Annotated in this window: 26 protein-coding genes; 8 read left to right on the top strand and 18 right to left on the bottom strand. The window is 68.1% G+C overall.

All coding sequences use genetic code 11. From position 1 onward, the window contains the following. Positions 1-322: 322 nt before the first annotated feature. Positions 323-2,152 (top strand): magnesium transporter MgtE N-terminal domain-containing protein, encoded by a 1,830-nt coding sequence (locus tag OR600_RS00510; protein ID WP_265590438.1) that lies wholly within the window; start codon positions 323-325, stop codon positions 2,150-2,152. 81 nt (positions 2,153-2,233) lie between these two features. Continuing rightward, on the top strand, positions 2,234-3,451 hold the full coding sequence (locus OR600_RS00505; protein ID WP_135978065.1) for an Nramp family divalent metal transporter: 1,218 nt from the start codon (positions 2,234-2,236) through the stop codon (positions 3,449-3,451). 285 nt (positions 3,452-3,736) lie between these two features. On the opposite strand, the gene OR600_RS00500 is transcribed toward OR600_RS00505, so the two are convergent. The 7 genes from OR600_RS00500 to OR600_RS00470 form a co-directional block, all read right to left on the bottom strand. Continuing rightward, a complete protein-coding gene (locus OR600_RS00500) occupies positions 3,737-4,405 on the bottom strand; it encodes a transaldolase family protein (protein WP_135977952.1) in 669 nt (222 codons plus the stop codon). 105 nt (positions 4,406-4,510) lie between these two features. Further along, positions 4,511-5,152: a deoxyribose-phosphate aldolase gene (gene deoC / locus OR600_RS00495; protein ID WP_135977951.1), complete on the bottom strand. Its 642-nt coding sequence runs from the start codon at positions 5,150-5,152 to the stop codon at positions 4,511-4,513. Positions 5,153-5,258: 106 nt separating this feature from the next. Then, positions 5,259-6,221, bottom strand: coding sequence for a transketolase family protein (locus OR600_RS00490; RefSeq protein WP_265590437.1), 963 nt, complete (start codon positions 6,219-6,221; stop codon positions 5,259-5,261). Then, the gene (locus OR600_RS00485) at positions 6,221-7,072 is read right to left on the bottom strand and encodes a transketolase (RefSeq protein ID WP_251173374.1); all 852 of its coding nucleotides are present in this window, start codon (positions 7,070-7,072) and stop codon (positions 6,221-6,223) included. The genes OR600_RS00490 and OR600_RS00485 overlap by 1 nt, the downstream gene beginning before the upstream one ends. Before the next feature lie 132 nt (positions 7,073-7,204). Then, positions 7,205-7,492, bottom strand: a complete 288-nt coding sequence (locus OR600_RS00480) for a PTS sugar transporter subunit IIB (protein ID WP_135977948.1) — start codon at positions 7,490-7,492, stop codon at positions 7,205-7,207. Between the two features lie 165 nt (positions 7,493-7,657). Beyond that, entirely contained in the window at positions 7,658-9,073 is a 1,416-nt protein-coding gene (ulaA, locus tag OR600_RS00475; protein WP_251164214.1) for a PTS ascorbate transporter subunit IIC, read from the bottom strand. A 78-nt stretch (positions 9,074-9,151) separates the two neighbouring features. Next, complete coding sequence (locus OR600_RS00470) at positions 9,152-9,616, bottom strand: PTS sugar transporter subunit IIA (RefSeq protein ID WP_204406857.1); 465 nt, start codon at positions 9,614-9,616, stop codon at positions 9,152-9,154. Positions 9,617-9,859: 243 nt separating this feature from the next. Between OR600_RS00470 and OR600_RS00465 the strand changes: the two genes are divergently transcribed. The 3 genes from OR600_RS00465 to OR600_RS00455 all read left to right on the top strand — a co-directional run bounded on the left by OR600_RS00465 (position 9,860) and on the right by OR600_RS00455 (position 11,743). Further along, the gene (locus OR600_RS00465) at positions 9,860-10,651 is read left to right on the top strand and encodes a DeoR/GlpR family DNA-binding transcription regulator (protein WP_265590436.1); all 792 of its coding nucleotides are present in this window, start codon (positions 9,860-9,862) and stop codon (positions 10,649-10,651) included. Between the two features lie 169 nt (positions 10,652-10,820). Beyond that, positions 10,821-11,228 carry a hypothetical protein gene (locus tag OR600_RS00460; RefSeq protein WP_265590435.1) on the top strand — a complete coding sequence of 136 codons (408 nt, stop codon included), beginning with the start codon at positions 10,821-10,823 and terminating at the stop codon, positions 11,226-11,228. A 95-nt stretch (positions 11,229-11,323) separates the two neighbouring features. Continuing rightward, complete coding sequence (locus tag OR600_RS00455; protein ID WP_265590434.1) at positions 11,324-11,743, top strand: hypothetical protein; 420 nt, start codon at positions 11,324-11,326, stop codon at positions 11,741-11,743. A 171-nt stretch (positions 11,744-11,914) separates the two neighbouring features. Here OR600_RS00455 and OR600_RS00450 read toward each other — a convergent pair whose 3' ends face one another. Next, positions 11,915-12,457, bottom strand: a complete 543-nt coding sequence (locus OR600_RS00450) for an ArsR/SmtB family transcription factor (RefSeq protein ID WP_204406855.1) — start codon at positions 12,455-12,457, stop codon at positions 11,915-11,917. Here OR600_RS00450 and OR600_RS00445 point away from each other — a divergent pair. Next, the gene (locus OR600_RS00445) at positions 12,456-13,763 is read left to right on the top strand and encodes an MFS transporter (protein ID WP_309295231.1); all 1,308 of its coding nucleotides are present in this window, start codon (positions 12,456-12,458) and stop codon (positions 13,761-13,763) included. The two genes, OR600_RS00450 and OR600_RS00445, sit on opposite strands and share 2 nt — an antisense overlap. 88 nt (positions 13,764-13,851) lie before the next feature. Here OR600_RS00445 and OR600_RS00440 read toward each other — a convergent pair whose 3' ends face one another. The 4 genes from OR600_RS00440 to OR600_RS00425 form a co-directional block, all read right to left on the bottom strand. Beyond that, positions 13,852-14,289, bottom strand: a complete 438-nt coding sequence (locus OR600_RS00440; RefSeq protein WP_135977941.1) for an HIT family protein — start codon at positions 14,287-14,289, stop codon at positions 13,852-13,854. Positions 14,290-14,368: 79 nt separating this feature from the next. Then, a complete protein-coding gene (locus OR600_RS00435; protein ID WP_265590433.1) occupies positions 14,369-15,631 on the bottom strand; it encodes an MFS transporter in 1,263 nt (420 codons plus the stop codon). Between the two features lie 15 nt (positions 15,632-15,646). After that, positions 15,647-16,597 (bottom strand): C-terminal binding protein, encoded by a 951-nt coding sequence (locus tag OR600_RS00430; protein ID WP_135977939.1) that lies wholly within the window; start codon positions 16,595-16,597, stop codon positions 15,647-15,649. 38 nt (positions 16,598-16,635) lie between these two features. Continuing rightward, positions 16,636-17,397, bottom strand: coding sequence for an SDR family NAD(P)-dependent oxidoreductase (locus OR600_RS00425; protein ID WP_135977938.1), 762 nt, complete (start codon positions 17,395-17,397; stop codon positions 16,636-16,638). Between the two features lie 367 nt (positions 17,398-17,764). On the opposite strand from OR600_RS00425, the gene OR600_RS00420 reads away from it, so the two are divergent. Both OR600_RS00420 and eda read left to right on the top strand, forming a co-directional pair. After that, entirely contained in the window at positions 17,765-18,730 is a 966-nt protein-coding gene (locus OR600_RS00420; protein WP_265590432.1) for a sugar kinase, read from the top strand. A 2-nt stretch (positions 18,731-18,732) separates the two neighbouring features. Continuing rightward, positions 18,733-19,380 (top strand): bifunctional 4-hydroxy-2-oxoglutarate aldolase/2-dehydro-3-deoxy-phosphogluconate aldolase, encoded by a 648-nt coding sequence (gene eda / locus OR600_RS00415; RefSeq protein WP_265590431.1) that lies wholly within the window; start codon positions 18,733-18,735, stop codon positions 19,378-19,380. A 231-nt stretch (positions 19,381-19,611) separates the two neighbouring features. On the opposite strand, the gene OR600_RS00410 is transcribed toward eda, so the two are convergent. The 6 genes from OR600_RS00410 to pgi form a co-directional block, all read right to left on the bottom strand. Next, on the bottom strand, positions 19,612-20,343 hold the full coding sequence (locus tag OR600_RS00410) for a GntR family transcriptional regulator (RefSeq protein WP_135977935.1): 732 nt from the start codon (positions 20,341-20,343) through the stop codon (positions 19,612-19,614). Positions 20,344-20,350: 7 nt separating this feature from the next. Beyond that, complete coding sequence (locus OR600_RS00405) at positions 20,351-21,913, bottom strand: polysaccharide deacetylase family protein (protein ID WP_265590429.1); 1,563 nt, start codon at positions 21,911-21,913, stop codon at positions 20,351-20,353. A 55-nt stretch (positions 21,914-21,968) separates the two neighbouring features. Beyond that, positions 21,969-22,976 (bottom strand): PRC-barrel domain-containing protein, encoded by a 1,008-nt coding sequence (locus OR600_RS00400; protein ID WP_135977934.1) that lies wholly within the window; start codon positions 22,974-22,976, stop codon positions 21,969-21,971. Between the two features lie 182 nt (positions 22,977-23,158). Then, a complete protein-coding gene (locus tag OR600_RS00395; RefSeq protein WP_135977933.1) occupies positions 23,159-23,584 on the bottom strand; it encodes a YtxH domain-containing protein in 426 nt (141 codons plus the stop codon). A gap of 153 nt (positions 23,585-23,737) precedes the next feature. Beyond that, positions 23,738-24,340 (bottom strand): cyanophycin synthetase family protein, encoded by a 603-nt coding sequence (locus tag OR600_RS00390; RefSeq protein WP_135977932.1) that lies wholly within the window; start codon positions 24,338-24,340, stop codon positions 23,738-23,740. 190 nt (positions 24,341-24,530) lie between these two features. Further along, on the bottom strand, positions 24,531-26,228 hold the full coding sequence (gene pgi, locus OR600_RS00385; RefSeq protein ID WP_135977931.1) for a glucose-6-phosphate isomerase: 1,698 nt from the start codon (positions 26,226-26,228) through the stop codon (positions 24,531-24,533). Positions 26,229-26,336 lie beyond the last annotated feature (108 nt).

Here is a 26,336-nt window from a genome sequence, read left to right as displayed (position 1 = left end):
CCTTTGCCGTTGTTCACGTATTGTTTTGTCCGACTTTATCGTATTTGGACCGCAGCGACCCGGACTCCCCGCAAACGGTGGGCCCGCGGCGGGAAAACCGGCCTCTGACCCGTGGCCGGGGCGGCTATACTACGAACCGTCTGCGCCGGCGACGGGCCGGCAGCCTCACTACATGAGAAGGGACATCGATGAAACCCCGACCTCGCAGTCGATGACCCCTCCCGCGTGACTCCGAGACCGTTCGGACACCGGGCGAGGGGTGTCCGGCCGCCCACGGGCGGCACCGTGACAGGGCGAGACCCTGGACCACGAAGGAGCACGCATGATCTACCTGTCCCAGATGCTGGGCCTTCCCGTCGTCGACTCCGAGGGCGAGCAGGTCGGCACCGTCAACGACCTGGGCATCGCCACCGGCGAGGTCTTCCCCCGGGTCACCTCCCTGGCCTTCGTGGGCCCGGGCAAGACGCCGTTCATGATCAGCTGGCGCAAGTACGTGGAGGACTTCGACGGCGACGCCGTGCGCCTCAAGGTGCCCGCCACCGACATCCGCTTCTCCTACCTGCAGCCCGAGGAGGTCCTCATCAACCGGGACCTCATGAACAAGCAGATCGTGGACACCCGCGGCCTGCGCGTGGTGCGCGTGAACGACCTCAAGCTCTCAGACTCCGGCTCGTCGCAGCTGCGCCTCCTCGGCGCCGAGGTGGGCGCCCGCGGCGTGCTGCGCGGCCTCTCCCCGCACCTGGAGTCGCTGGCGGTCAAGGTGGGGCGCGTCTTCGGCCACGAGCTCCCCGAGAAAATCATCGCCTGGAGCTACATGGACCTCCTTGACCGCGAGCTCTCCGACGTGCAGCTCAACGTGAGCCACAAGACCCTCGACGACATGCACCCCGCCGACATCGCCGACATCCTCGAGCAGCTCGACCCACGCCTCCGCGGCCAGGTCTTCGCGCAGCTCGACGACGTCCAGGCGGCCGAGGCCATGGCCGAGCTCGACGACGACGAGATGGCCGCCGAGATCATGGACGAGATGAACGCGGCCGACGCGTCCCGCATGCTCTCGGAGATGGACCCCGACGACGCCGCCGAGCTCGTGAGCGAGCTCGACTACGAGCGCGCCGAGACGCTCCTGCGCCTCATGGGCGTGAAGGAGGAGCGGGCCATCCGCCAGCTCCTGGGCTACCGGGAGGACACCGCCGGACGCATCATGACCTCGGAGTTCATCGACCTGAGGCCCTCCGCCACGGTGGCCGACGCCATTGGGGCCATCCGCACCGTGGACGAGGACGAGATCGAGACGGTCAACTACATCTACGTGACCGACGACGACCGCCGCCTCCTGGGCGTGCTGTCCCTGCGCACCCTGCTCATCGAGCCCATGGGCGCGACCCTCTCCTCCATCATGGAGACCGACGTCATCTGCGCCGACCCCGACGACGACCAGGAGGACGTGGCCGAGGCGATCTCCAAGTACAACCTGCTGGCCATCCCCGTGGTCACCGACGAGCGCCGCATCGTGGGCATCGTCACGGTGGACGACGCCCTCGACGTCCTCGAGGAGGAGCACGAGGAGGACCTGCAGCTCGCCGGCGGCCGCACCGACTCCGACCCCGACCGGCCCACCCACGACCTCCGGTGGCTCCTGGGTAGCCAGCTCTGGTTCTTCTTCTGGGTGGTGGGCGCCGCCGTGATGAGCGCCGTAGGAAGCGCCCTGGGCCTCGGCGCCGGCACCCTGGCCGCCGCGGTGGCCCTGCCGGTGTGCCTGCTCATGGCCGACGACATGGTGGGCTACGTGGTGGGCTTCTTCATCGAGTTCGACCCCGACGACGAGGGCGCCCCGTCCAGCGGCGCCTTCGTCGTGCGCGGCGTGGCCATCGCCTGCGTCTACCTCGCCCTCGTGGTGCTGGCCGCCGCCGGGTTCGCCGAGATCGTACCCGAGATGCCGGTCACCCAGGCCCTCGTCGACGGCTTCTGGGCCGCAGCGGCGGCGGCCCTGGTGAGCTACGTGTCGGCGCCGGCCTACCTCAAGGCCCTGCGCGTCAAGGACGGGCGCGGCGAGGACGTGTCGCGCCTCTCCCTGCGCATGGTGGCCCTCGCTGTGGCCATCGCGGTGTTCTGCGCCGTGGCCCTCGCCCTCCTCGGGATGCAGGGATAGCCCGTGGCGGCCCTCAAGCGGGATCGGACCCCGCAGAACCCCACCGGCCAGAGGCGCCCGGCACCGGCGGCCCCCAAGGCCATGCGCGTGGGCACCGTGCTCGCGGCCATGGGCCCGGGCCTCATCGCCGCCCTCTCCGGCACCGACGCCGGCGGCATCGCCACCTACTCCAACGCCGGCGCGCTCTTTGGCTTCGGCCAGCTCTGGACCGTGCCCATCATGGGGTTCCTCATGATCGTGGTCCAGGAGACCGCCGCCCGCATGGGCTGCGTCACCGGCAAGGGCTTCGCGAGCCTCATCCGGGAGCAGTTCGGCGTGCGCATGAGCGCGTTCGCCATGCTGGCGCTGCTCGTCTCCAACACCATGGTCACGCTGTCCGAGTTCGCCGGCATCGCGAGCGGCATGGCCCTCTTTGGCATCCCGGCGGCCGTGAGCGTGCCGACGGCGGCCATCGTCATCTGGCTGCTCACCATGAGCGGCAGCTACAAGCGCATCGAGAAGGTGCTGCTGGCCATCTGCTGCGTCTTCATCACCTATGTGATCGCCGGCTTCATGGTGGGCCCCGACTGGGGCGACGCCCTCAACGCCACCTTGGTGCCCCGGCTCCAGGCCACACCCGAGTACCTGAGCCTGCTCGTGGCCAACATCGGCACCACTATCGCGCCGTGGATGATCTTCCTCGCCCAGTCCAACGTGGTGGACAAGAACGTGGGGGCCGCCGAGATCCCGTTCCAGCGCATCGACACCGCCACCGGGGCCATCCTGGCCTCCGCCATCTCCTGGTTCATCATCATGGCCACCGGCGTGACCCTGCACCCGGCGGGCATCGCCGTGGACGACGCGGCCCAGGCGGCCCAGGCCCTGGTCCCCATCGCCGGCGCCTATGCAGAGAGGCTCTTCGGCCTGGGGCTCGTGGGGGCCTCGGTGCTCGCCGCCTCGGTGCTGCCCGGCATCACCTCGAGCGCCGTGTGCGAGGCCTTTGGCTGGGAGCACGGGGCCGACCGCACCTGGGGCGAGGCCCCGGCGTACCGCGGCATCATCACCGCCATCATCGCCCTCTCGGCCGGCGTGGTGCTCGTCCCCAACGTGGACCTCTTCGGCATCATGATGGCGGCCCAGGTGGTCAACGGCGTGCTGCTGCCGGTGCTCATGGTCTACATGGTGCGCATCGCCAGCGACCGGCGGATCATGGGCCGCTACGTCAACGGCCGCGTGTGGACGGCCATCACGTGGGCCACCATCGGCGTCATCGCGGCCCTCACCGTGGTGATGTTCGTGCTGCAGGCCCTGGGCTACTGAGTCCCCGTCCCAATGGTCGGACACTTTTGTCCCACATTGGCCGGTCGCCCCGGCCGGTCGCACCCCCAGGTGCACCGGGCGGTCCCGCGGCCCTTCGCCCCCTCAGCACCTGAACACGGTTGAGGGCGCCTCTCTCCGCGCCTGAACGCACCTGAGGGCGGATTCCGCCTCCCTGAACGTCGATGAGGGCGACTCCGGCACGTTTCCGCGCTGGAAGTCGCCCTCAATCGCATTCAGGTGCCGATGGGGGGGTGCCGGAGGGCGGCAACGATAAGGGGTAGCGCCCTACTCCGCGGCGGACACCTTGGCCCAGTCGGCCTCGAAGGCGGCCAGACCGGCGTCGGTCAGCGGGTGGTGCAGGCACTTCTCCATGGCGGCGAAGGGCACGGTGGCGATGTCGGCACCGAGGAGGGCGGCCTGGGTCACGTGGTTGGGGGTGCGCAGGCTCGCCGCGATGATCTCGGTGTGCTCGGGGCCGTAGTAGTTCTTGACGGCGGTCACGATGGCGGAGAGCTGGTCGATGCCGTCCTCGGCGATGTCGTCGAAGCGACCCACGAACGGAGAGACGTAGCGGGCACCGGCAGAGCAGGCCATGAGGGCCTGGGGCACGGTGAAGATGAGCGTCATGTTGACGTCGACGCCGTGCTTCTTGAGCTCCTTGGTGGCGGCAAGGCTCTCGGCGCAGATGGGCAGCTTCACCACGATGTTGGGGGCGAGGGCGGCCAGGCGCAGGCCCTCGGCCACCATCTCCTCGGTGGTGGTGGCGGTGGACTCGGCGGACACCGGCACGTCGGGACAGGCCTCGGCGATCTTGACCATGTGGGCCTCGAAGTCGGCGAGCTTGCCGCCGGTCTTGGCGTAGAGGGAGGGGTTGGTGGTCACGCCGGCGACGCAGCCCCAGCTGTAGGCGGTCTTGATCTGATCGAGGTCTGCGGTGTCGATGAAGAACTTCATGATGTGTCCCTTCTCGGAAGTGCCGGGTCACGACGTTGGTACCCAGCCTGATTGGTTGAAGAACCCACCCGGGTCGGCTGACGGCCGACCGGTCGTGACCGCGGGTTACCCCGCGACGATGGCGATGCCGGAGCTGGTGCCGATGCGGTCGGCGCCTGCCTCAACCATGGCGGCGGCCTCCTCGGCGGTGTGGATGCCGCCCGAGGCCTTGACCTTGCAGGCGTCGCCCACGGTGGCGCGCATGAGCGCCACGTCGCCCACGGTGGCGCCACCGGTGCCGAAACCGGTGCTCGTCTTCACGAACGCGGCCCCAGCCTCCACAGAGAGGCGGCAGGCGCGTGCGATCTGGGAGTCGTCGAGGTAGCAGGTCTCGAGGATGACCTTGACGCAGCGGCCCTGGGAGGCACGCACCACCGCGGCGATGTCCTCGCGCACGGCGTCGTCCGCGCCCTCGAGCAGCCAGCCCACGTTGAGGACCATGTCCACCTCGTCGGCGCCGTTGTCCACGGCCCACTTGGCCTCGTAGGCCTTGGGGTCGGTGGCCATGGCGCCCAGGGGGAAGCCCACCACGCAGCAGGTCTTTACGGGGGTGCCGGCGAGGCGCTCGGCCACCATGGGCACCCAGCAGGTGTTCACGCACACCGAGGCGAAGCCGTGCTCGACGGCCTCGTCGCAGAGGCGGGCAACGTCGTCGCGGGTGGCGGTGGCCTTGAGGACGGTGTGGTCGATCAACGCGTTCAGGTTCACGGGACCTACCCCTTTCCACAGTTGGTGTCAGTGGTTATCAGTACTTGAATAGGCGAAGTGACAGATGGGCCAGGCACCTCTGTCACGCGTGTCGCGCGGCGGGCGGCTAGGCCAGCGCCTCGGCGACCGTGGCCGCGAGGGCGTCGGCGGTCAGGCCGTACTCCTCCTGCAGGAAGGAGGCGGGGCCCACCTGGCCGAAGCGCTCCTCCACGCCGTGGCGCACGAGCGGCACGGCGATGGCGCGCTCCGCCATGACCTCGGCCACGGCAGAGCCCAGGCCGCCGATGACGTTGTGGTTCTCAAAGGCCACCACGGCCTTCTTGCCGGCGGCCTCGGAGACGAGCAGGTCCACATCCAGCGGCTTGATGCAGAACATGTCCACCACCTCGACGGAGACGCCCTTCTCAGCCAGGGCCTCGGCGGCGTCCAGCGCGTCGGAGACCAGCTGGCCGGCGGTCACCACGAGGATGTCGGTGCCCTCGCGCACCACGTTGCCGCGGCCGATCTCGAAGGTGGAGCCGGGGGCGTAGACGTCGCGGACGGTCTTGCGGTTGCCGCGCACGTAGTGCACACCGGTGCCCAGGCCGGCGAACTCCCGCACGATCCAGGCCATCTGGGTGGCGTCGGCGGCGTCGGCCACCACGGCCCCGGGGATGGTGCGCATGAGCGCCACGTCCTCGTAGGTGGTGTGGGTGCCGCCGTTGGTGGCCACGGTGAAGCCGGGGTCGGAGCCGTAGATGTTGAGGGTGTTGCCGGCATAGGCGCCGGAGAGGAACACCTGGTCGAAGGCGCGGCGCGTGGCGAAGGGCCCGAAGGTGTGGCAGAACGGCACGAAGCCCTCGGAGGACATGCCGGCGGCGATGCCCATCATGTCGGCCTCGGCGATGCCGCACTGCACGAAGCGGTCGGGGTTGGTCTTGGCGATCTTGGTGAAGCCGCTGGCGCCGCCGAGGTCGGCCTCGAGGGCCACCACGTCGTCGCGCTCGGCCATGAGCTCCTGGAGGGTGGAGACCACCACGGCGCGGAGCTCGGTCCCCATCTGGGAACGGTCCTTGGCGAGGGTGAACATCAGGCTCGGCTCCCTTCGATAACGGCCTCGAGCTCGGCGATGGCGGCCTCGGCGGCCGCCTTGGCCTCGGCGTTGAACTTCACGGAGTGGTTGTCCATCAGCTGCTCGAAGTAGGGGACGCCGGCGCCCTTGACGGTGTCCATGACGATGGCCACGGCGCTGTCCTCGGTGTGCTTGGCGCAGGTGATGGCGGCGTCCAGGGCCACGACGTCCTGGCCGTTCACGCGCTGGGTGGCAAAGCCGAAGGCCCGCATCTTCCCGGCGATGTCGAAGGGGTTCATGACGTCGGCGGTGTAGCCGTCGAGCTGCTTCTTGTTGTCGTCGATGATGACGATGCAGCGGTTGAGGCGGTTGTGGGCAATGAACTGGAACGCCTCCCAGCACTGGCCCTCGTTGAGCTCGCCGTCTCCCACGATGAGGTAGGTGTAGGCGTCGGAGCCCTTGAGGCGGTTGGCGTAGGCGATGCCCGCGGCGGTGGAGCAGCCCTGGCCGAGAGACCCGGTGGTCATGTCCACACCCGGGGTCTTGAGGCGGTCGGGGTGGCTCGGCAGGTCGGTGTGGCCCTGGTTGAGCGTGAGCAGCATGTCACGACCGAAGAACCCGCTCTCGGCGAGGGCCGCATACCAGGCGGGGCCGGCGTGACCCTTGGAGAGGACCACGCGGTCGCGGCCCTCCCAGCGGGGGTTCTCGGGGTCGTAGGCCAGGACCTTGCCGTAGAGCAGGGCCATGAGGTCGGCTATGGAGAAGGACCCTCCCAGATGGCCGGACCCCAGGGGAAGCAGCATCTCGAGCACGTCGCGGCGGATCTTGGCCGCGAGGGTGGTCACGCGCTCCAACTCTTCTGCCTGCATCGTATCTCCTTTCTTTAGATAGCAAAGGCGGGCGGTCCTGGAGGGCCGCCCGCCTGGGGCTCTCATCAGGTAGTCGCGGCCCAGATCAGGGGCCGCACTGATCCTGCGTTGTGGTCGGTGGGGCGCCCGCGCCTACTCGGCGTCGAACTTCGCCTTGAGCTTGTCGCGCAGCTCGTTCTTGTCGACGATGTTCACGAGGACGACCTTCTGCTCCTCGGGGATGTCGTTGACGAAGTTCTCGAGGTCGCGGCCGATGACGAAGAGGTCGGCGGCACCGGGCTGGACGTCGGAGATGGTGGTGTGGTCCACCGTGACGTCGGTGCGGCCGAGCTCGGCCAGGACGTCGTCGATGTTCATCTGGACCATCAGACTGGAGCCGAGGCCGGAGCCGCAGGCGCACATGATCTTGGAGATAGCCATGGTGGTGACTTCCTTTCCATTGCTTGCGCCCTGGGGCGCCGGGTTGTAGGTACGGGTTCCATCGTGGAACTTTGATGCGTCCACGGTGTGGAGAAATCGGCGGGGGCGCCTTCCGGGCCGGTGAGGCTCAGGGCGCCCCCGCCGGGAGTGCACGGGCAAGGAGCCTTACTTGGCCTCCTCGGCCTTCTTGGGCGCCACGAAGTTGTAGACGATGGGCGCCAGGTAGCAGACCACGCAGATGATGAGCAGCGGCATGCCGGGGACAATCTGGGCGAGGTTGCCGAAGGCGATGCCCAGGATGGAGAAGTCGAAGTCGGAGAAGGTGGCGCTAGTGAAGCCGAGGGCGGTGAAGACGGGCATGCACAGAGCCGGCAGGAAGGTGATCAGCAGGCCGTGCACGAAGGAGCCGGCCACGCAGCCCTTGATGCCGCCGCGGGCGTTGCCGAAGACGCCGGCAGTGGCGCCGCAGAAGAAGTGGGGGACGACGCCGGGGAGGATCAGAGCGACGGGCACCAGGGAGGCGTTGATGGCGCCGAGGATCACGAGGCCCACGATGCCGGCCACGAAGGAGACCAGGAAGCCGATGATGACGGCGTTGGGGGCATAGGGGAACGCGACGGGGCAGTCGATGGCGGGCACGGCGCCGGGCACGAGCTTGGTGGCGATGCCCTTGAAGGCGGGGACGATCTCGCCCACGACGAGACGCACGCCGGAGAGGATGATGTACACGCCGCCGGCGAAGGCCATGCCGGAAGTGAGGGCCCAGACGAGCCAGTTGGTGTGGGTCTCGGTGCCCACGTTGAGGAGATCGTTCAGGTACTGGAACTGGGTGGGGTCGGCGTCGAGGATGCCGCGGCCCACGGCCACACCGGTGACGACGATGAAGAACACCATCATGGTGATGGAGATGGAGACCACGGTGTCACGCAGGAAGGTGAGTCGCTTGGGGAAGTTGATGTCCTCGGTGGAGGTGCCGCCCTCGAAGAACTTGCCCACCCAGCCGGAGATGGCGTAGCCGATGCCGCCAAAGTGGCCGAGGGCGATGGCGTCGGTGCCGGTGACCTTGCGGAAGGTGAACTGGCAGAAGAACGGCGAGAGCACCATGATCAGGCCGAGCACGCAGCCGCCGGCCACGTAGAGGCCCCAGCCCTCGAGGCCGCCGATGGAGAGCACGACGGCGAGCATGCAGGCCATGTACAGGGTGTGGTGGCCGGTGAGGAAGATGTAGGGCATGCGGGAGAAGCGGGCGAGCACGATGTTGAGCACCATGCCCAGGCACATGATGATGGCCGTGGCCTGACCGAAGTCCTTGAGGGCCATGGACACGACGGCCTCGTTGTTGGGGACGACGCCCTGCATGTTGAAGGCGTAGTTGAAGACCTCGCCGAAGGCGAGCAGGGAGCCGCTCTGGAGGTAGGCGGCGCCGGCGGAGAGCACCAGGAAGCCCACGATGGTCTTGATGGTGCCGCTCACGACGTCCTCGACGGGCTTCTTCTGAAGCACGAGGCCGATGAGCGAGAGGAGGCCGACGAGGATCGCCGGAGTGGACAGGATGTTGACGAAGAAGTCGAGCACTGCCATCATCCGTCTCCTTTCTTGTCGCGTTGGTTCCTTACACGTTTCCTATGGCTGCCGGCCCGGAGGCCGGATGATGCCCTGTCAGGCAGACGCCTCAGCGTCGTCGACGAACAGGCGGTAGGCCTCGTCGGCGTCGGCGGCGCAGGCCACGGCCTCGATGGTGGCCGGGTCGGAGAACATCGTGGCGAGCTCGCGCATGACCTCGATGTGGGAGTTGGAGTCGGTGGCGGCCAGCGTCACCAGAACGCGCACGCCGGGACCCTCGGGCTTGAAGAAGACCGGCTCGCGCATGACCGTGACGGCCAGCTGGGTCTTGAGGGCGCCCTGCTCGGGACGGGCGTGGAGAAGGGCGAGGTCGGGGCAAATCACGAAGTACGGGCCGAACTCGGCGGCGTTGTCGATGATGCCCTGGATGTAGCGGTCCTCCACGAAGCCACCGTCCACCAGGGGGGTGACGGCCACCTTCACGGCCTCCTCCCAGGAGTCTGCCCCCTCCCAGATCTGGACGTTCTCGCGCTTGAGCATGGACTCGATAGCGTTGGCCATGGCGCCCCTTTCCTCTTCAGACAACTTAATGATGCTTGGACAGCCCTGACAATGACAGGACTTCCTAGATTTTTCCTGTTTCTTCCGGTTTTCTCCCGCGAACGGTTGGTATTTGACGATGAACGGTAGATGAATCAGGAAGAAGCTGGAAAAAACGGCATGCAGAGACTAAATTGAGTCTCGAAACAGTCTGCTTTTCCCGGTTTCTCACCCCAACCCGCCGCCAACCGCCTGAGGAGCCCCGTGTTTCCCAAAGAGCGCCGCCGCGCCATGGCCGCATACATCGACGCCGAGGGCCACGCCACCGTGGAGGAGCTGGCCCAGCGGTTCTCCGTCTCGGTGGATAGCATCCGCAAGGACCTCAAGGTCCTGGCGGCGGAGGGGCTCTGCCGCCGCGAGTACGGCGGCGCCACCCGGATCGACCGGCCCGAGCCCGAGCCCGCCAGCGAGGCGGCCCTGCTCCACGGGGCCCTCGACCTCGCCGAGGAGGACTCCGCCGAGCACAGTCGCAGGGCCGTGGCCGCCCGCGCCTACATGGAGATCGCCGACGGCGACGCCATCTTCCTGGACGTCTCCAAGACCTGCCTCTACATCGCCGAGCTTCTGGCCGCGGGCGACAAGCGCTGCATCGTGACCACCAACATGATCGACATCCCCACGGTCCTGGCCAAGAACCCCAAGGTAACGGCCTTGGCCACCGGCGGGTACCTCTCCCCCGACATGCGCGGCTTCACCGGCCCCACCACCATCAGCCTGCTCGAGCCGCTCCTCTTTGAGAAGGCCTTCGTCTCGTGCTCGAGCATCTCGCTGCAAAAGCACGCCGTCATGGCCGACGTCATGGACGACGGCCTGGTGAAGCAGCGCGCCATAGAGAACACCACCTACAGGTTCCTGCTGGCCGAGGACTGGAAGTTCTCCAACCGGGCCGGCTACCGCTTTGCCTCCATCGGGGACTTCACGGCCGTGGTCACCAACGAGAGCGACGTGGCGGTGCTGGGCCAGATCGCCTCCATGGGGATCCCCACGCTCTGCTAGGGGTGGGCGGGACGCCGCGCTCCTGCCGCGACTCCGCTGCCGCCATCGCCGCTATCCCGCTGTCCCCGGGCCTGCCACTGCGCGTGCCCCCCTGCGCCAACTCATGTAGAGTGAAATAGAGCACGTGACAGATGGCACCGTCCCCCGTCACACGAAAGAGGGAGGCAACGTGGTGGCCATTTCCCGGCGGCACCTCATGGCAATTGCCGGCCTGTTGGCTGGCGGCGCCCTAGCCTCATGCGGGCAGGGCGCCCAAACCGAGACAGCGCGCTCGCCGAACGCGGGCGACGGCGACGCCTCCCAGGCGCAGACCGGCGGCGAGGGTGCAGCGGCCGGAACATCCGAGGGCGAGGCGGTCTTCTCGCAAAGGGAAGGAGAGCAGCTCCTCGTGATCGCCAAGGTGCTCGACAGCCCCCGGCTCGTGGTTGGCTCCTACGTGCTCGTGACGTTTCGCAATGCCGTAGCTGACGCAACCGTATCGCCCGGCACCCTCATCACCTGGATGAGCACCCTCGCACCCGAAACCCTGGGCTACATATCTGCGTGGGACCTGCGCGTCAAACCGACAAGCGAGTAACTCCCCGCGCCTGAAAGCCGTTGAGGGCGCCCTCAACGGCTTTCAGGCACGGGGGCAGACCCCGGGCTATCGCACGGAGGAGGGAGACTGCACCCATGGCATCGTTTTCCAAGAAGCGCCTTCTTGTCGCAGCCGGCCTTGTGATCCTCCTGATGCTTGCGCTCTTCTCGCCACCGCCCAGCTGCTCGTCCAGCCCGAGCATCGACAGCATGGTCAAGATTGCATCCACCGGCGAGGTCGTAATGAAGGGCGTGCAGGACGAAAAGTACCTGGTAGTTGCGAGAGTGCTGGACAGCCACTCCCTCAACAAAGGCATCTGCGTGCTCGTGACATTCAAAACCGACGAGCCGTCAGTTCAAGACGTCATGGCGACCCTGGAGAAGGGCGACATCATCACATGGACACACCTCTATCCCTCGGACACCTCCGGTTACGTAAGCGGCTGGGAGCTCGCCAAAGGCTACGACGAAGCCGGGGCGCTGCTCGGCACGCCCTTGGAACGCTTTGACAGCTAGAGCCTCGGCAGCAAGCGATAGCCCAACAACAAGCGGCGAGACCATCGGATGGGACCTGCGCGTTGAGCCAACGAGCGAGTAACCCGCTCCCGTCATGCCCCCTGCGCCTGATTGGGAGTGCCCTCAATCGCTTTCAGGCGCAGGGGGTGGGCGGGGCGCAGGTAGAGCGCCCTACGGGATCCAGCGGAACGCCCTCACCACAAGGGCGACCTGCCCACGCTCCTCTCCTTGGGCCGCAGCCGTCTTTTTGTTCGCCTCAATCCATCGCCGCACAAAGGACTCCAGCTCCTCCTTGAGCAAGGCAGCCTCATCAACTGTGAGGGCAAGAACCGTGTCCACCCCCACCTCGGCCTCGATCCAGGCGTCGGACAAGTTGTCTTTGCTTGCCAGATACCGGTCGTAGGCGTCTCCATAGGCGCTGTTTGCGGCCTGGAACAAAGAGGCCTCCTCGTGCCCTTCCAACCGGCTCTCCCCATCAACCGCTCGCCACCAGCTTTTTCTCTTATCGCCATCAGGGCGCTCGGCCCTCTCCACAAGCCCCCCGTCGACCAGGCAGCCAATGTGGTAACTCGCGCTTCCCGGAGCGATGGAGAGCGCCTTTGCCACATCGCCGACAGTGGCCTCCCCCGCGTTTCGCAAAAACGCCAGCACGCGCAACCGCTCCGCATTGCCGAGCGCCCTGAGTCGCAGATGGACGTCCCTCTTTCCTTCCATGGAGCCCCTCCGAGAAGTATATGTGCAACACATATTGTCTTTATTTGAAAGACACCCTACCATGAGGATACGGCACCCGAGAGAGACGCTCGCAAAAACCCGCACAAGGGAAAGACCGATGACCCTACCCAAGAACACGGCCCGATGGCTCGGGTCCTATGCGGTCGGACTGCTGGCGGACCAAGCCTATTACCTCAGCCTGTCGTGGTATGCGGCCGCATTGACCCCGGACCCGATGGTCGTGGGTACGGTCATGGGCATCGGCAGCCTCCCAAGAGCCCTGCTCCTGCTCCCCGGAGGAATGCTCGCAGACCGCTTTGGGACAAAAAGGGTCGCGACCATATCCAGCGCTCTCAAGGCGGCGGTGATTTTCATCGCGTGTCTTAGCGCAGCTCGCTCTGGCGCCGAGACCGTGACGGGCCTCGCGATGACCGCAGTCCTTGTCGGCGCCTTCGACGCGATCTTTCTTCCCGCCATCCAATCCATGCCGTGGGCAGTGGCGGAGCCCTCCCGGGTTCCCATGGTCCAGAAGCAGTTCTCGGTGGTGCAGCGGTGCGGCGTGGTGCTTGGCCCGGCACTTGCCGGCCTTATGCTCGCCCAATGGCCCGTGGCGCTCGTATATGGGGCCATCGGCGCCTGCTTTGCGCTGTCCGCCGTCGCCTTGAACTCGGTGACGACCAGAACCGGACCCGACGACATCGACGCCCACCCTCAAAAGGGAACCCTGCGAACGCTCGTCGAACTCATGCAAAAAAGGCCGTGCCGAGCCATGCTCGCACTTGTGGCCGTATCCGAGCTCGTCTGCTCCGGGGCCTTCTCCACGGGCATAACGCTCCTCGTGGACTACCGTGGATGGGGGGCGGCGACCATGGGGTTGCTTGTGACGGCCTATGGCGCCGGGTCCGTGGCAGGGGCCGCCGCCTCCCTCACGTCGAGAGGCCGCCACCCCCTGGGCCTCGTTGTGGCGGCTTCCATGACGGTCATGGGGATCGCCCTCTGCCTCGTTGCCGCATCCCCCTCCGCCGAGCTGGCAGCCGCAGGGGTCGCCCTGTCGGGGGCCGCCGCCGGAGAAGCCTCCGCGTTTCTCACCGCCAGCTACCTCGGGTCGGTCGAATCGGGGGAAGGAGGTCGGTCCATGGCCGTCCTAAGCCTCGCCTCTTTTGGGACGGCCTCCCTGTCCTCGTTCCTCTGCGGGGCCATCGCCCAGGCGTGGGGTGCCGCCGCCGTCTTCACCGTGTTCGGGTTCGCCCTTGTCGCCATCGCGGTATGGGCCGCCCGCTGCGCCGCCCTTCGAATCCCCGTCTGACGGCAGGTGGGCCCGCGGCCCCGATCAAAGAAGGGGTGCCCCGTCACCAGGGGCACCCCTACGGCCGTGCTTCATGTCTCGGAGCGCCCTAGTCCTCCAGGGCGGCGAGGATCTTCTTGCCCAGCTCGTCGCACTCCTCGGGGGTGAGGGCCACGCGGCCGGGGTTCATGGCAAAGACGTCGCCCCACTCGTACTCGTCGTTCTCGTACTTGGGCACCAGGTGGAAGTGCAGGTGGTGCATCAGGTCGCCGTAGGCGCCGAAGTTGATCTTCTGCGGGGCGAAGGCCTTGTGGAGGGCGGCGGCCACGCGGCGGACGTCGGCCATGTAGGCCAGGGCCTCGTCCTCGGTGAGGTCGGAGATGTCGTCCACATGCTGCTTGGCGGCCACGATCACGCGGCCCGGGTGGCTCTGCTCCTTGAACAGGATGAGGTTGGAGTTCTCGAGCTCGGCCAGGGGGATGCCGTAGGCGTCCATGAGGCTGGGGTCGTCCCAGGCCATGCAGTAGGCGCACTTCTCGTCTTTCATGGGGACCTCCTTACGGGGTTGGTTGCGAGGGGTCGAACGTGGGCGGGACGGGGACGGCGGCACGGGGCCGGGGCCTCCCCTACTCCGCCCGGGCGCCGGCGTGGGCGGCCTTGAGGCGGGCCACCTTGGAGCGGTGGGCGTTGAGGACCAGGGCGTCCACCAGGCCCACGACGCCGAAGCAGGCCATGACCACGAGCACCGTGGCCAGGGAGCCCACGGCCTGGAGCAGCACGCCGGAGCCGATGGAGCCCACGAGGGCGGCGAAGATGCCGTAGGAGTTCACGACGGCCAGGTTCTCGGCGAAGTTGGCCTGGCCCCACACCTTGCGCACCACGAAGGCCATGGTGACGATGACCGCGCCCCAGGCGAGGCCGGTGACCAGGCATCCCGCCACCTGGACGGCGATGGAGCCGGCGACCTGGGCCGCCAGCATGATCAGCGCGCCGGCGATGGAGAGGCAGGCAGTGCCCACCATGAACGGGGCGCGGCCGATGCGGTCGAGCGGGGTGCCGCCGATGAGGCGCCCGAGGCCGCTGCCAATGTTGACGAAGCCGATGACGAAGGCGGCGGTCACGGCGTCGGCGCCCAGGCTCGTGGGAAACTCGCGGCCGATGCCGGTGGTGGCCATGCCCACGGCGCCGAGCAGGAACATCCACAGGTAGAAGAGGTAGAACGTGGGGTCGCGGAAGAGCCCCGACGTGGGCACGTCCTGGGTGCCGGCGGCGTTGCCGGCGTTGTCGCCCTCAGCCTTGGAGGCGGGCAGCGCGGCGGCCTCCTCGGGGGTGGGCATGTGGATCACGATGGAGCTCGCGAACACGAGGGCCGAGAAGATCACGGCCATGGCCACGAACACGATGCGCCAGTCGGTCACGGCGTAGAGCTGGGTGAGCACGGGGCCGAGGACGAAGCCGCCCAAGCCGTAACCCATGAGGCAGATGCCCTGGGCCATGCCGGTCTTGTCGGGGAACCAGGCCGTGACGGTGGGGACGATGACGTTGTAGACGAAGCCGATGCCCACCGAGGCCACGATGCCGTAGGTGAGCCACACCATCGGCAGGCTGGAGGCACCGTCGGCGAAGGCGGAGCCCACGAAGCCCACGAGCAGGAACGCGATGGCCACGGTCATGACGAACCGCACGTTATGGCGCTTGAGGAGCTTGCCGGCCACGAGGTTGCCCACGGTGAAGGCGATCATGGACAGGGCGAAGATGGTGGTCATGCCCGAGACCGACCAATCGAACTGGGCCTTGAGCGGTGCCATGACCACGGAGTAGCCGTAGATGAGGCCGAGGAACAGCAGGGTCACCGTGCCCACGACCAGGATGGGGATGCGCTTGCGCATGGGTCCTCCTCGGGGTTAGTCCAGGTGGTTGACGGGGTAGCGGATGGGCTCGCCGCAGGCGAAGGCCACGGCCTCCTCGGCCACCTTGGTGTTGAGCTCGTCGGCGGCCTCCTCGGAGTACCAGGCCATGTGGGGCGTGACGAGGAGGTTCTCGTGGGCGAACAGGGGGTTGCCCGGGGCCGCGGGCTCGTTCTCCATGCAGTCGAGGGCGGCGCCGGCGATCTGCCCCTCGGTGAGGGCCACCTCGAGGTCGGCCTCGTTGACGATGCCGCCGCGGGCCACGTTGATGAGGTAGGCGGTGTCCTTCATGCGGGCGAAGGCGTCCTTGTTGAACATGTCCATGGCGTGCTCGGGCGGGCAGTGCACGGAGATGACGTCGGAGCGGCCCATGAGGTCGTCGAGGTCCACCTGCTCCACGAAGGAGAACTCCTCGCCGGGGGTGAAGTAGGGGTCGTAGCCGATCACCTTCATGCCCAGAGCGTGGGCGCGCTTGGCGAACTCGCGGCCGATGCGGCCGAGGCCAATGACGCCGCAGGTGAGCTCGGAGAGGCGGTGCACGGGCACCGAGCGGGTGTAGTCCCAGCCCTCGGTCTTGGTACGGTCGTTCATGAGGACCACCTTGCGCAGGAGGGCCATCATGAGGGCGATGGCCTGGTCGGCCACCTCGTTCATGCCGTAGTCGGGCACGTTCTCCACCTGCACGCCGTGCTCGGTGCAGGCCTCGACGTCCACGTTGTTGACGCCCACGCCGTAGCGCACCACGAGCTTGAGGTTGGGCAGGGCCTCCACGACGCGGCGCGTGATGGGGGCGTACTGGTTGAGGAAGATCTCGCCGTCGGCGCAGCGCTCGATGACGTCGTCCTCGGTGGCGCACTGCTCGAGGCGGAAGGGCACGTCGGCCTCCTCCAGGATGCGGCGCTCGGTGTCGATGTCGGCGTGATCGTTGTCGGTGATGATGACCTGCATGGTCCAGGGGCTCCTTCCGGGGGCTTGTTCAGGGGGGCCTACTTGACGAGGTAGCCGCCGTCGACGGGGATGACCGCGCCGTTGAGGTAGTCGGAGGCGGCGGAGGCCAGGAAGATCGCGGCGCCCTTCATGTCGTCGCCGGTGCCCCAGCGGTGGGCCGGGATGCGGTCGGTGATCTCCTTGTAGCGGGGGTTCTCGGGGTCGGTGAGGGCGGCGTTCATGTCGGTGGCCATGTACCCGGGGGCGATGGCGTTGACATTGATGCCCTTGGAGGCCCACTCGTTGCAGAGGGCCTTGGTGAGCTGCGCGACGGCGCCCTTGGAGGCGGCGTAGGCCGGGACGGTGAAGCCGCCGAAGAAGGAGAGCATGGAGGCGAGGTTGATGATCTTGCCGTGACCCTGGGCGATGAAGGTGTTGCCGGCCAGCTGGCAGAGCTCGAACGTGGCGTTGAGGTTCACGTTGATGACCCAGTCCCAGTCCTCGAAGGGGAACTCCTCGGAGGGGTGGCGGGACTGCACGCCGGCGCAGTTGACGAGGATGTCGAGGCCGTCCATGGCAGCCACGGCCTCGTCGTAGGCCTCCTTGCACGCCACGCGGTCGCCGATGTCCACGATGATGCCGCGGCAGTCGAAGCCCTTCTTGCAGAACTCGTCGGCCACGGTCTTGGCGGACTCGCCGGTGCCGAAGATGGTGACGGAGGCGCCGGCCTCCATGAGGCCCTCGGCGATGCCGCGGCCGAGACCGCGGGTGCCTCCGGTGACGATGGCCTTCTTGCCGGTGAGGTCGAAAAGGGAAGTCATCTGTTCCTCCTCTGGGGTCGCGGGCCTGTGTCGGCCAGGCCCGGTGTCTGGTTATATATTTCTATGCATGTCCCCTTAGGTGTGGTTCAGACGGCAGACGGTATATTTCCCTCCGTGGACGGTAGTTCGAGCTCTTTTTCAATATCATTTATAGATGCTGGACAGTTCCTAGCATCTACGTCATTTCAACTGTGGTTTTATGGGCTTCTCAGCTCGCTTCTTTTCAGGTTGTTCTCACGCGATAACGTTCACAGAAAAATGAGGGGCCTTTGGCAAAAAACCGCGATTCTCGTCCCCATCGCTCCCCATGAGTGGAAATATATAAGCGCTGAGCCCAGAGGGGCACCTATGCGAAAGGAGTCGCACCATGTCCGACAAGGTCCTGCTCGTGGGTGAGCCCATGGGCCTGTTCATCGCCGACAACCCCGGCCCGCTCGACTCGGTGGGCAGCTACACGTTTGCCGTGGCCGGGGCCGAGTTCAACGTTGCCGTGGGCCTCACCCGCCTGGGGCACGAGGCGGCCTTCCTCACCAAGCTCGGCCCCGACCCCTTCGGGGCCCGCATCGTCAAGTCCATGGACGAGATCGGCATCGACACCAAGATGGTGATCAAGACCGACGAGCGCAACACGGGCTTCATGCTCAAGAGCCAGGTGACCGAGGGCGACCCCGAGATCTACTACTTCCGCGCAGGCTCCGCCGCCAGCACCCTCTCCCCCGAGGACCTCGCCGGCATCGACCTGTCCGAGTGCGCCATGGTGCACCTCACCGGCATCCTGCCGGCCCTCTCCGACCTCTGCCGCGCCGCCACCCTCGACCTCATGGGCAAGGCCCGAGACGCCGGCGTGACCGTGTCGTTCGACTGCAACCTGCGCCCGCAGCTCTGGCCCGACACTCGGACCATGGTCGAGACCACCAACACTCTGGCGGCGCTGTCCGACATCTTCCTGCCCGGCATCAACGAGTGCGAGGTGCTCCTCGGCACCCGCGACGAGCGCGAGGCCGCGGCCCGCTACCTCGAGGCCGGCTCCAAGCTCGTGGTGGTGAAACTGGGGGCCGACGGCGCCTACTACGCCTGCGAGGACGGGCGCGAGGGCTATGTGCCCGGCTTCCAGGTAGACGAGATCGTGGACACCGTGGGCGCCGGCGACGGCTTCGCGGCCGGCGTCATCTCGGCCCTGCTCGAGGGCCAGGACGTTGAGCAGGCCGTCACGCGCGGCTGCGCCATCGGCGCCATCCAGCTCACCAGCCGCGGCGACAACGAGGGGCTGCCCACCCGCGAGCAGCTCGACGCCTTCATGGCCGACCCGGCCCACACCCCCGTCAAGGAGTAAGCATGTACAAGGACAACCCCGCAGTCACCGCCGTGCTCGACCGGTTCGAGCAGATCGGCATCATCCCCGTCATCACCATCGACAACCCGGAGTTCGCCGTGCCCCTGGGCCGCGCCCTCGTGGCCGGCGGACTGCCCGCGGCCGAGGTCACGTTCCGCACGCCCTGCGCCGCCGAGTGCATCCGCCGCATGGCAGAGGAGGTGCCCGACCTGCTCGTGGGCGCCGGCACCGTCATCGACGTGCCCACCACCGAGGCCGCCGTGGAGACCGGCGCCAAGTTCATCGTGAGCCCGGGCATCGCCGAGGACTCCGTGCGCTGGTGCGTGCGCCACGAGGTCCCCGTGGTTCCGGGCCTCGCCACCCCGAGCGAGGTCGTGCGCGCCATCGACCTGGGCGTGGACCATGTGAAGCTCTTCCCCGCCTCCGTGGTGGGCGGCACCGCCATGCTGCACGCCATGAACGGCCCCTTCCCCGGCGTCAAGTTCATGTGCACCGGCGGCGTGAAGCCGGGCAACGCCCACGAGTACCTGGACGCCCCCAACGTCTTCTGCGTGGGCGGCACCTGGGTGGCCCCGGCCGACGTGGTGGCCGCCGGCGACTTCGCCACCGTGGAGCGCCTGGTGCGCGAGGCGGCGGCCCTGGTGCGGTAGGCGCTCGCTGCCGGGAACGACGCGCCACGGCGGCGTGTGACACCCGAGGTGTCCGACCAACGGGACGAAGGTTCGACATCTCCCAGGTGGAGCAACGGGGTCACAGCTCAGGCCGCGGCGCCCGCATCATAAGGAGGCATCTGAGAACGGGGGTGTGTATCGCCAGATACACACCCCCGTTCGAATTGCCTCCGCCGATGCGGGCGCCGCGGCCCCGGGAAACGAAGGCCCCTAGGCGAAGTAGTCGGGGTGGTCCGCCGTCAGGCGGTCGATGAAGCGGCGATAACCCTTGAGATGGGCGTCCACCATGTCGTAGATATCCACCACGGGCACGTCGCCGGTCTCGAGGATGTCGAGGAGGAAGTCGTGCTCCCCCACCATGAGGTGCTCGTAGCCCAGGACCAGGCCCATGTAGCGCACACGGTCGAACTGCGCCGACACCATGCGGTTGGCCTCCCACACCAGCTCGTTACCGGTGTGGGTGTAGAGCAGGTGGTGGAACTCGTCGTCCACGGTCACCACGTCGCGCGGGTTGGCGCCCAGGCGGGCCATCTCCGCCTGCCGGGCGATGTTGGCCTCGTAGTCGGCATGCTGCCCAGGCGTGAGCCGGCCCTGCAGCTTGGCGATGAGCAGGGGTTCCACCGCCGTGCGGGCGAAGCGCCCCTGGGCGTGGACGTCCATGTCGATGAGGGAGACGAACGTGGCCCGCTTGGGCGCCACGAAGACCAGGTGCGCCTCGACGAGCCGCTTGACCGCCTCGTGCACCGGCGTCCGGGAGACCCCCATGCGCGCGGCGAGGTCCGGTTCCCGCAGGATGGAGCCCGGCGGCATGTACAGCATCTGGATGTTGTGGAGCAGCACCCGGTAGCACCAGTCGGCCGCCTGCTCCCGCGGCTCGCGGTCGAGCAGGTGCATGCACGAGGCGGCGTCGATGCTCGCCTCTATGCGCTGAGCGATACCCACGGGGCCCCTAGGCGTCGCCGAGCTCGGTGGGCCACACGCAGCCCTCGGGCACCGTGGCGTCGCCGGTGGCAATGTCCTCGGGCACGTTGGGGTCGCTGGCCAGGAGCTCGTCGACGGTCACGAGCTTGTAGCCGTCGGCCTGGAGGCGCTGGATGATGGTGGGCAGGGCCTCCACGTCCTGGTCGCGGTTCCCGCCGCCGTCGTGCATGAGGATGATGGACCCCGGCGTGATGTTGACCAGCGAGTTGTCCACGATGGTGGAGGCGCCGGGCCGCTTCCAGTCGAGGGAGTCCTGGTTCCAGAGCACCGAGAGGCTCATGAGCCCGCCGCTCTCCAGCCAGGTGCGCTCCTTGAAGTCGCCGTAGGGCGGGCGGATGACCGTGGTCTTGACGCCCGTGGCCTTCTCGATCTCGTCGAACGTGGCCTTGAGCTCGGACTGGAGCTTCTCGGCGCCCAGGGTGGGCAGCTGCTGGTGCGTCTGGGTGTGGCTGGCCAGCTGGCAGCCGGCGTCGACGATGGCCTTGGCCTGGTCGGGGTAGTTGGCGATGTTCTCGCCGAGGTTGAAGAAGGTGGCCTTGGCGTCGTACTGCTTGAGGATGTCCAGGTACTTCTGGGTGTACTCGGAGGGGCCGTCGTCGAAGGTGAGGGCCACGAGCTTCTCGCCGTCCTTGGGCTCCACGTTGCGGACGGTGATGACGCAGTTCTGGACCTCCTGGATGACGTCGCCCTGGGCGGTCTCGCCGGAGATGGAGCCGGTGCGCATCTCCACCTTGCCCACCTGGCCCCACTGGCTCACGTAGCTCACGGCGCCCCAGGTGCCGTCCATGACGAGCTTGGGCTGCTCCTCCTGCACCTGGGTGGTGTAGGGCTCGGTGGTGTCGGTGCCGTCGCCCAGCTCGATGGTCTCGCCGCCCTGGATGCGGTAGGCGCGGGCGTCGTCCACGGAAAGGTCGCTGTCGCCCACCTTGGCCGAGAAGGGGTTGCCCTCGCCCTGCTTGAGCACCTCGCCCTTGACGCTGAGCATGTCGCCGGGGGTGTAGGAGAGGCCCTTGTCGGCCATGAGCTGCTTGATGGTGGTGCCCACCTTCACGGTGGCGTCGGACCCGTTGAGGCTGAACGTGACGCTGCGGTTGAGCCACGAGACGAGCGCCATGGCGCCGATGAGCGCGAACACCAGCACGATCACGAGGATGGCGCGGTTGCGCTTCTTGGGATCGAGGCGGCGGCGGCCCGAGCCGGGCTGCTCGCGCACGGGCTTGAAGCCGAGGTCGGTGTGGCCGATGGGGGCGTCGCTCGAGAGCACGGGGTTGGGCTCAGGGGCGCGGTAGCCGGTCTGGGCGCCGGCGGAGGCCTCCGCGGGCGGGATGTAGGGGTTCTCGGCCGCGGGGCGGGTGACGGGCTCCGAGGCCGCGGCGGCCTGCGCCTTGCCGGCGGCGGCCCCGGCGGGGTGGGTGGCCTTCCCCTGCCCGGCCGACGCGGCGTGGGCAGGCGCGGGGGCGTCGCTGCGACGCGATGCCTTGCGGGCCATGTGACTCGCCACGCGCCGGTCGTTGTCTTTGCTGTGCTTCATGGTGCGCACCGTTTCCGATCCCGTGGCCTCACGCCACGTCTATGGCGTAGGCCCGCTACTTGCTGGCCTCTTCGAACTCCTTGAGAAAGGACTTGAACATCCCCTGGGTCTTGCCGAGCTGGCGTCCCACGGCCTTGGCGGCCCGGGCGGCGGTGTCGTTCCCGGCGGACCCGGATCCGGGCTCCTCCTTGGGGGCCGGGCCGGCCCCTGCGGCCTCGGGGGCGTCCCCCGTGCCCGCAGGGGCGTAGAGCGGCGGCTCGCCGGCCTCGCCGGGCACGGCCTTGGGCTCGGCGGGGGCCTCCACGCGCACGGCCTCGGCGGCCGCGCTGGGAAGCGGGTCGTCGGAGCCGTCGTCGGCCATGGCCTCGGCGATGGAGCGCCTGGCCGAGCCCAGGGCGCGGCCGAGGGCGAACGAGCCCTTGTCTACGGCCTTGCCCGCCGCGGCGCCGGCCTTGCTCGCGGCCTCCTTGCCGGCGATCCTGGCATGGGCGAGGCCCTCCCCCGCCTTGGCGGCCAGGCCGCCGGTGAGCGCGAGGTCGGCGGCCTCGTCGGCCACCACCATGAAGCCCTTGGAGTACCCCACGAGCATGGCGCCCGGCACCGGCACCGAGCCCACCATGGAGGCGGCCACGGCGCCGTCGGTCACGTAGACCGTGTCCACCGCACCGGTGCCGTAGTCAAACTGCACATCGGTCACGTAACCGAGCTGGCGGCCCGAGCGGGTGGCGACGTCCATGCCGCCCCAGATGATGCAGCGGTCGAGGTCCAGGCCCCGCACCTCGGCGGCGCCGTCGCCCGTGCCGGCCTCGTCCACGAGCATGCCGCCCTCGAACGTGCCCACGGCGTCGAGCGCCACGAACAGGTCGTCGCGCTTGACCATGCCGGCCACGTCGGGGCGCTTGACCATGAGGCCCACCACGGAGGTGCCCTCCGGGGAGAAGACGAGGTTGTGCACCTTGCCGATGCGCTTGGGGGGAGCCGGGGTGCCGTCCGCCTTGGTGCGTCTGCCATCGGGGCGGGGCACGAACACCTTCTGGCCCACGAGCTGCTCCATGGTTAGCATCAACAATCCCATCGTTCGAGCCGTTGCGACTAGGGCCATCATAACCCGGCCGGACGCTATGCGCGACACTGCCACCATGGCGTTCCGGCAAGAAAAACCCCGCCGGGCCCACAGGTCCGGCGGGGTGTCTCGGACATGCCCGGTCGCCCGGCACCCTCGGGCCGGGCACCCTTGGGGCGTCCTTAGGCCTCGACGTTCTCCACCTTGACGTCGGCGGCAGCGGCCTCGGCCCTCTCGGCGGCGTCGTCGGCCTTGCTGGCCACCGTGTTGATGGCGTCCTGCACGTTGGCAGAGGCCTGGTTCACGGAGTCGGACAGGGTGGAGCGGAGCTGGTCAACACGCTCGCGGGCCAGGTCCACCTTGGCGCGGAGCTCGTCGGTCTTGGCGTTGACCGTGGGGGTCACGGAGTTGATCTTGCTGGCCACCTGATTGGCGCCCTTCTCGTAGGCGTCGACCGCCTTGTCCCACACGTCGCTCATGGAGTCCGCGGCCATGGCGCGGGTCTCCTCGCCGGAACGGGGGGCCAGAAGCAGGCCGGCCACCGCACCGATGCCGGCGCCGATGACCGCGCCGAAGACGAACCCGAGACCACCGTTAGCGTTGCTCATGACACTTCCTCCTTTGGCGCCCGAGCGCCTTCCGAATGCTGCTTCGAGGGCACAGAGGCCCGTGTTCGAGTTGGTGCTATACCCCAGTTTAGGCGCGGTTTACCGGAAGACGGCCAGGGCCGCGCGTTTCCCCGACAATAAACAGCCGGGACGTCAGGCGAGGGGCCCCTCGGCCTCCTCCGCCACGGCGTCTGGGACGGCGTCGCCCCCGGCGGGCTCACCCTCGGGCTCGGGGTCGCCCTCGGCGTCCTCGGCGGGCCCCGCCCCGTCGCCGGCCGTGGCGTAGGCGGCCTGCACGAGCTGGGCCAGACCCTCCACGATGGCGTCCACATCGGGCTCGGTGGCGGGGTTGGCCCCCGCGAAGGCCCACTGGAGGATCCACGCGGCGCTCGAGAGGGCGCCGGTCACCAGCACGTCGTCGGGGCACGGGAACGAGACCTCCCAGGTACGCCCGTCGTCCGTGGCGCGGGTGCGGCCGCAGGCGATGTCGCCCGCCATGTTCGTGCGGGCGAGGAGCTCCACCGTCACGTGCTCGAGCAGGTGGGCGAGCTCGGTGTCGCCCATGACGTCCTGGAAGGTGGGGGCGGCGTCGCCGAGGCAGGCGTGGGACGCGACCTGGGGCATGAGCCAGTAGACATGGGCCGTGGCCTCGACGTCCTCGCTCGTCATGAGGGGTGCGCCCTCGGCGACGCGCACCGTGGCCGTGAGGTCTTTGGGTCCGACGACCACCTTCTGGATGTCGATGAGCTGTGCCACGGGGCCTCCTTGGTCGACTGCGCGCCGGGTCCGGCGCTCCCGGATTCCTCCCATTCTACCCGCCACGGCCGGCGACCCGCCCGGTGCGGGATGGTTCCCACCGCGGCCCCACGGCCCCCTGCACAAAAGGACCCCGCCGCAGGGAGGTGCGGCGGGGTCCCGAGGTTGCTGCGGTGCCCGGGGCAGGCCCCTACCAGGTGCGGTTCTCGCGGTAGAACTCGATGAGGCTCCGGGTGGAGGCGTCCTGCTCGGCGAGGGCCGCATCGGACTCCGAGAGGGCCGGGGTGATCTGCTTGGCGAGCTGCTTGCCCAGCTCGACGCCCCACTGGTCGTAGGAGTCGATGCCCCAGACGGTGCCCTCGACGAAGGTGATGTGCTCATAGAGCGCGATGAGCTCGCCCAGGGAGAAGGGCGTGAGGGCCACGCCGAAGATGGACGTGGAGGGACGGTTGCCCTCGAAGACGCGGGCGGGCACGATCTCTTCGGGCGTGCCCTCGGCGCGCACCTCGTCGGCCGTCTTGCCGAAGGCCAGGGCCTTGGTCTGGGCCAGGAAGTTGCCGAGGAAGAGCTCCTGGACGTCCTGCTCTCCGTCGCGGGTGGGGTTGGGCGTGTTGACGAAGGCGATGAAGTCGGCCGGGATCATCGAGGTGCCCTGGTGCAGCAGCTGGTAGAAGGCGTGCTGGCCGTTGGTGCCGGGCTCGCCCCAGAAGACCTCGCCGGTGTGGCAGTCCACAGGCGTGCCGTCCCAGCGCACGGACTTGCCGTTGGACTCCATGGTGAGCTGCTGAAGGTAGGCCGGGAAGCGGGAGAGGTACTGGTTGTAGGGCAGCACGGCGTGGCTGTAGCTCTTGAAGAAGTCCACGTACCACACGTTGATGAGGCCCATGAGCGCGACGGCGTTCTCCTCGAGGGGCGTGTGGGCGAAGTAGTGGTCCATGGCGTGCATGCCGGCCAGGAAGTCCTGGAAGCGCTCGGGGCCGAGCGCCACGGCGAGGACGGTGCCCACGGCGGAGTCAACGGAGTAGCGGCCGCCGACCCAGTTCCAGAAGCCGAAGGCGTTCTTGGGGTCGATGCCGAACTCCTCCACCAACTCGAGGTTGGTGGAGACGGCCACGAAGTGGCGCGACACCGCCTCCTTGGCGGCGTCCTCGGAGCCGTCGATGGCGCCGGCGTCGCGCAGGGCCTCGAGCAGCCACGTGCGGGCCTCGCGGGCGTTGGTGATGGTCTCGAGGGTGGTGAAGGTCTTGGAGACCACGATGAACAGCGTGGTCTCGGGGTCGAGGCCGCGGGTCTTCTCGGCCATGTCGTTGGGGTCGATGTTGCTCACGAAACGGGCGGTGAGACCGGCGTCGGCATAGACCTTGAGGGCCTCGTAGGCCATGGCCGGGCCGAGGTCGGATCCGCCGATGCCGATGTTCACCACGGTCTCGATGGGGCGGCCGGTGACGCCGGTCCAGGCACCGGAGCGCACCTTGTCGGCGAAGTCGTAGATGGAGGCGAGGGTCTCGTGGACGTCGGCCACGACGTCCTGGCCGTCCACCACGAAGGAGCCGGACTGCTCCTTGGGGCGGCGCAGGGCGGTGTGGAGCACGGCACGGTCCTCGGTGGTGTTGATGTGCTCGCCGCAGACCATGGAGCGGAAGCGCCCCTCGAGGTCGACAGCGCGGCCGAGCTTGACGAGGAGGTCGAGGGTCTCCCCGGTCACAAGGTTCTTGGAGAGGTCGAACCGCAGGTCCTCGACATCGAAGGTCATGGACGCCACGCGGCCGGGGTCGTCGGCGAACCATCTCTTGAGGGAGACGCCCTCCTCCTGGAGGCGGTCGAAGTGTTCCTGGAGGGCGGCCCACTCGGGGATCTCGGTGACGTCGACGGGCTTGGGCAAGGCCATGGCTGTTCCCTTCTCTTCGCGGGTCGCAGGGCCCCCGCGCAATCATTTTCTTCAGCCTACTCCAAAGGTGGAGCGCCGGACGGCCTGTGGGTACTCATATGCTTTTTA

It is taken from the genome of Granulimonas faecalis, from assembly GCF_022834715.1.
In the GTDB taxonomy this organism is placed as follows: domain Bacteria; phylum Actinomycetota; class Coriobacteriia; order Coriobacteriales; family Atopobiaceae; genus Granulimonas; species Granulimonas faecalis.
This window is presented reverse-complemented; position numbering and strand designations above follow the sequence as displayed.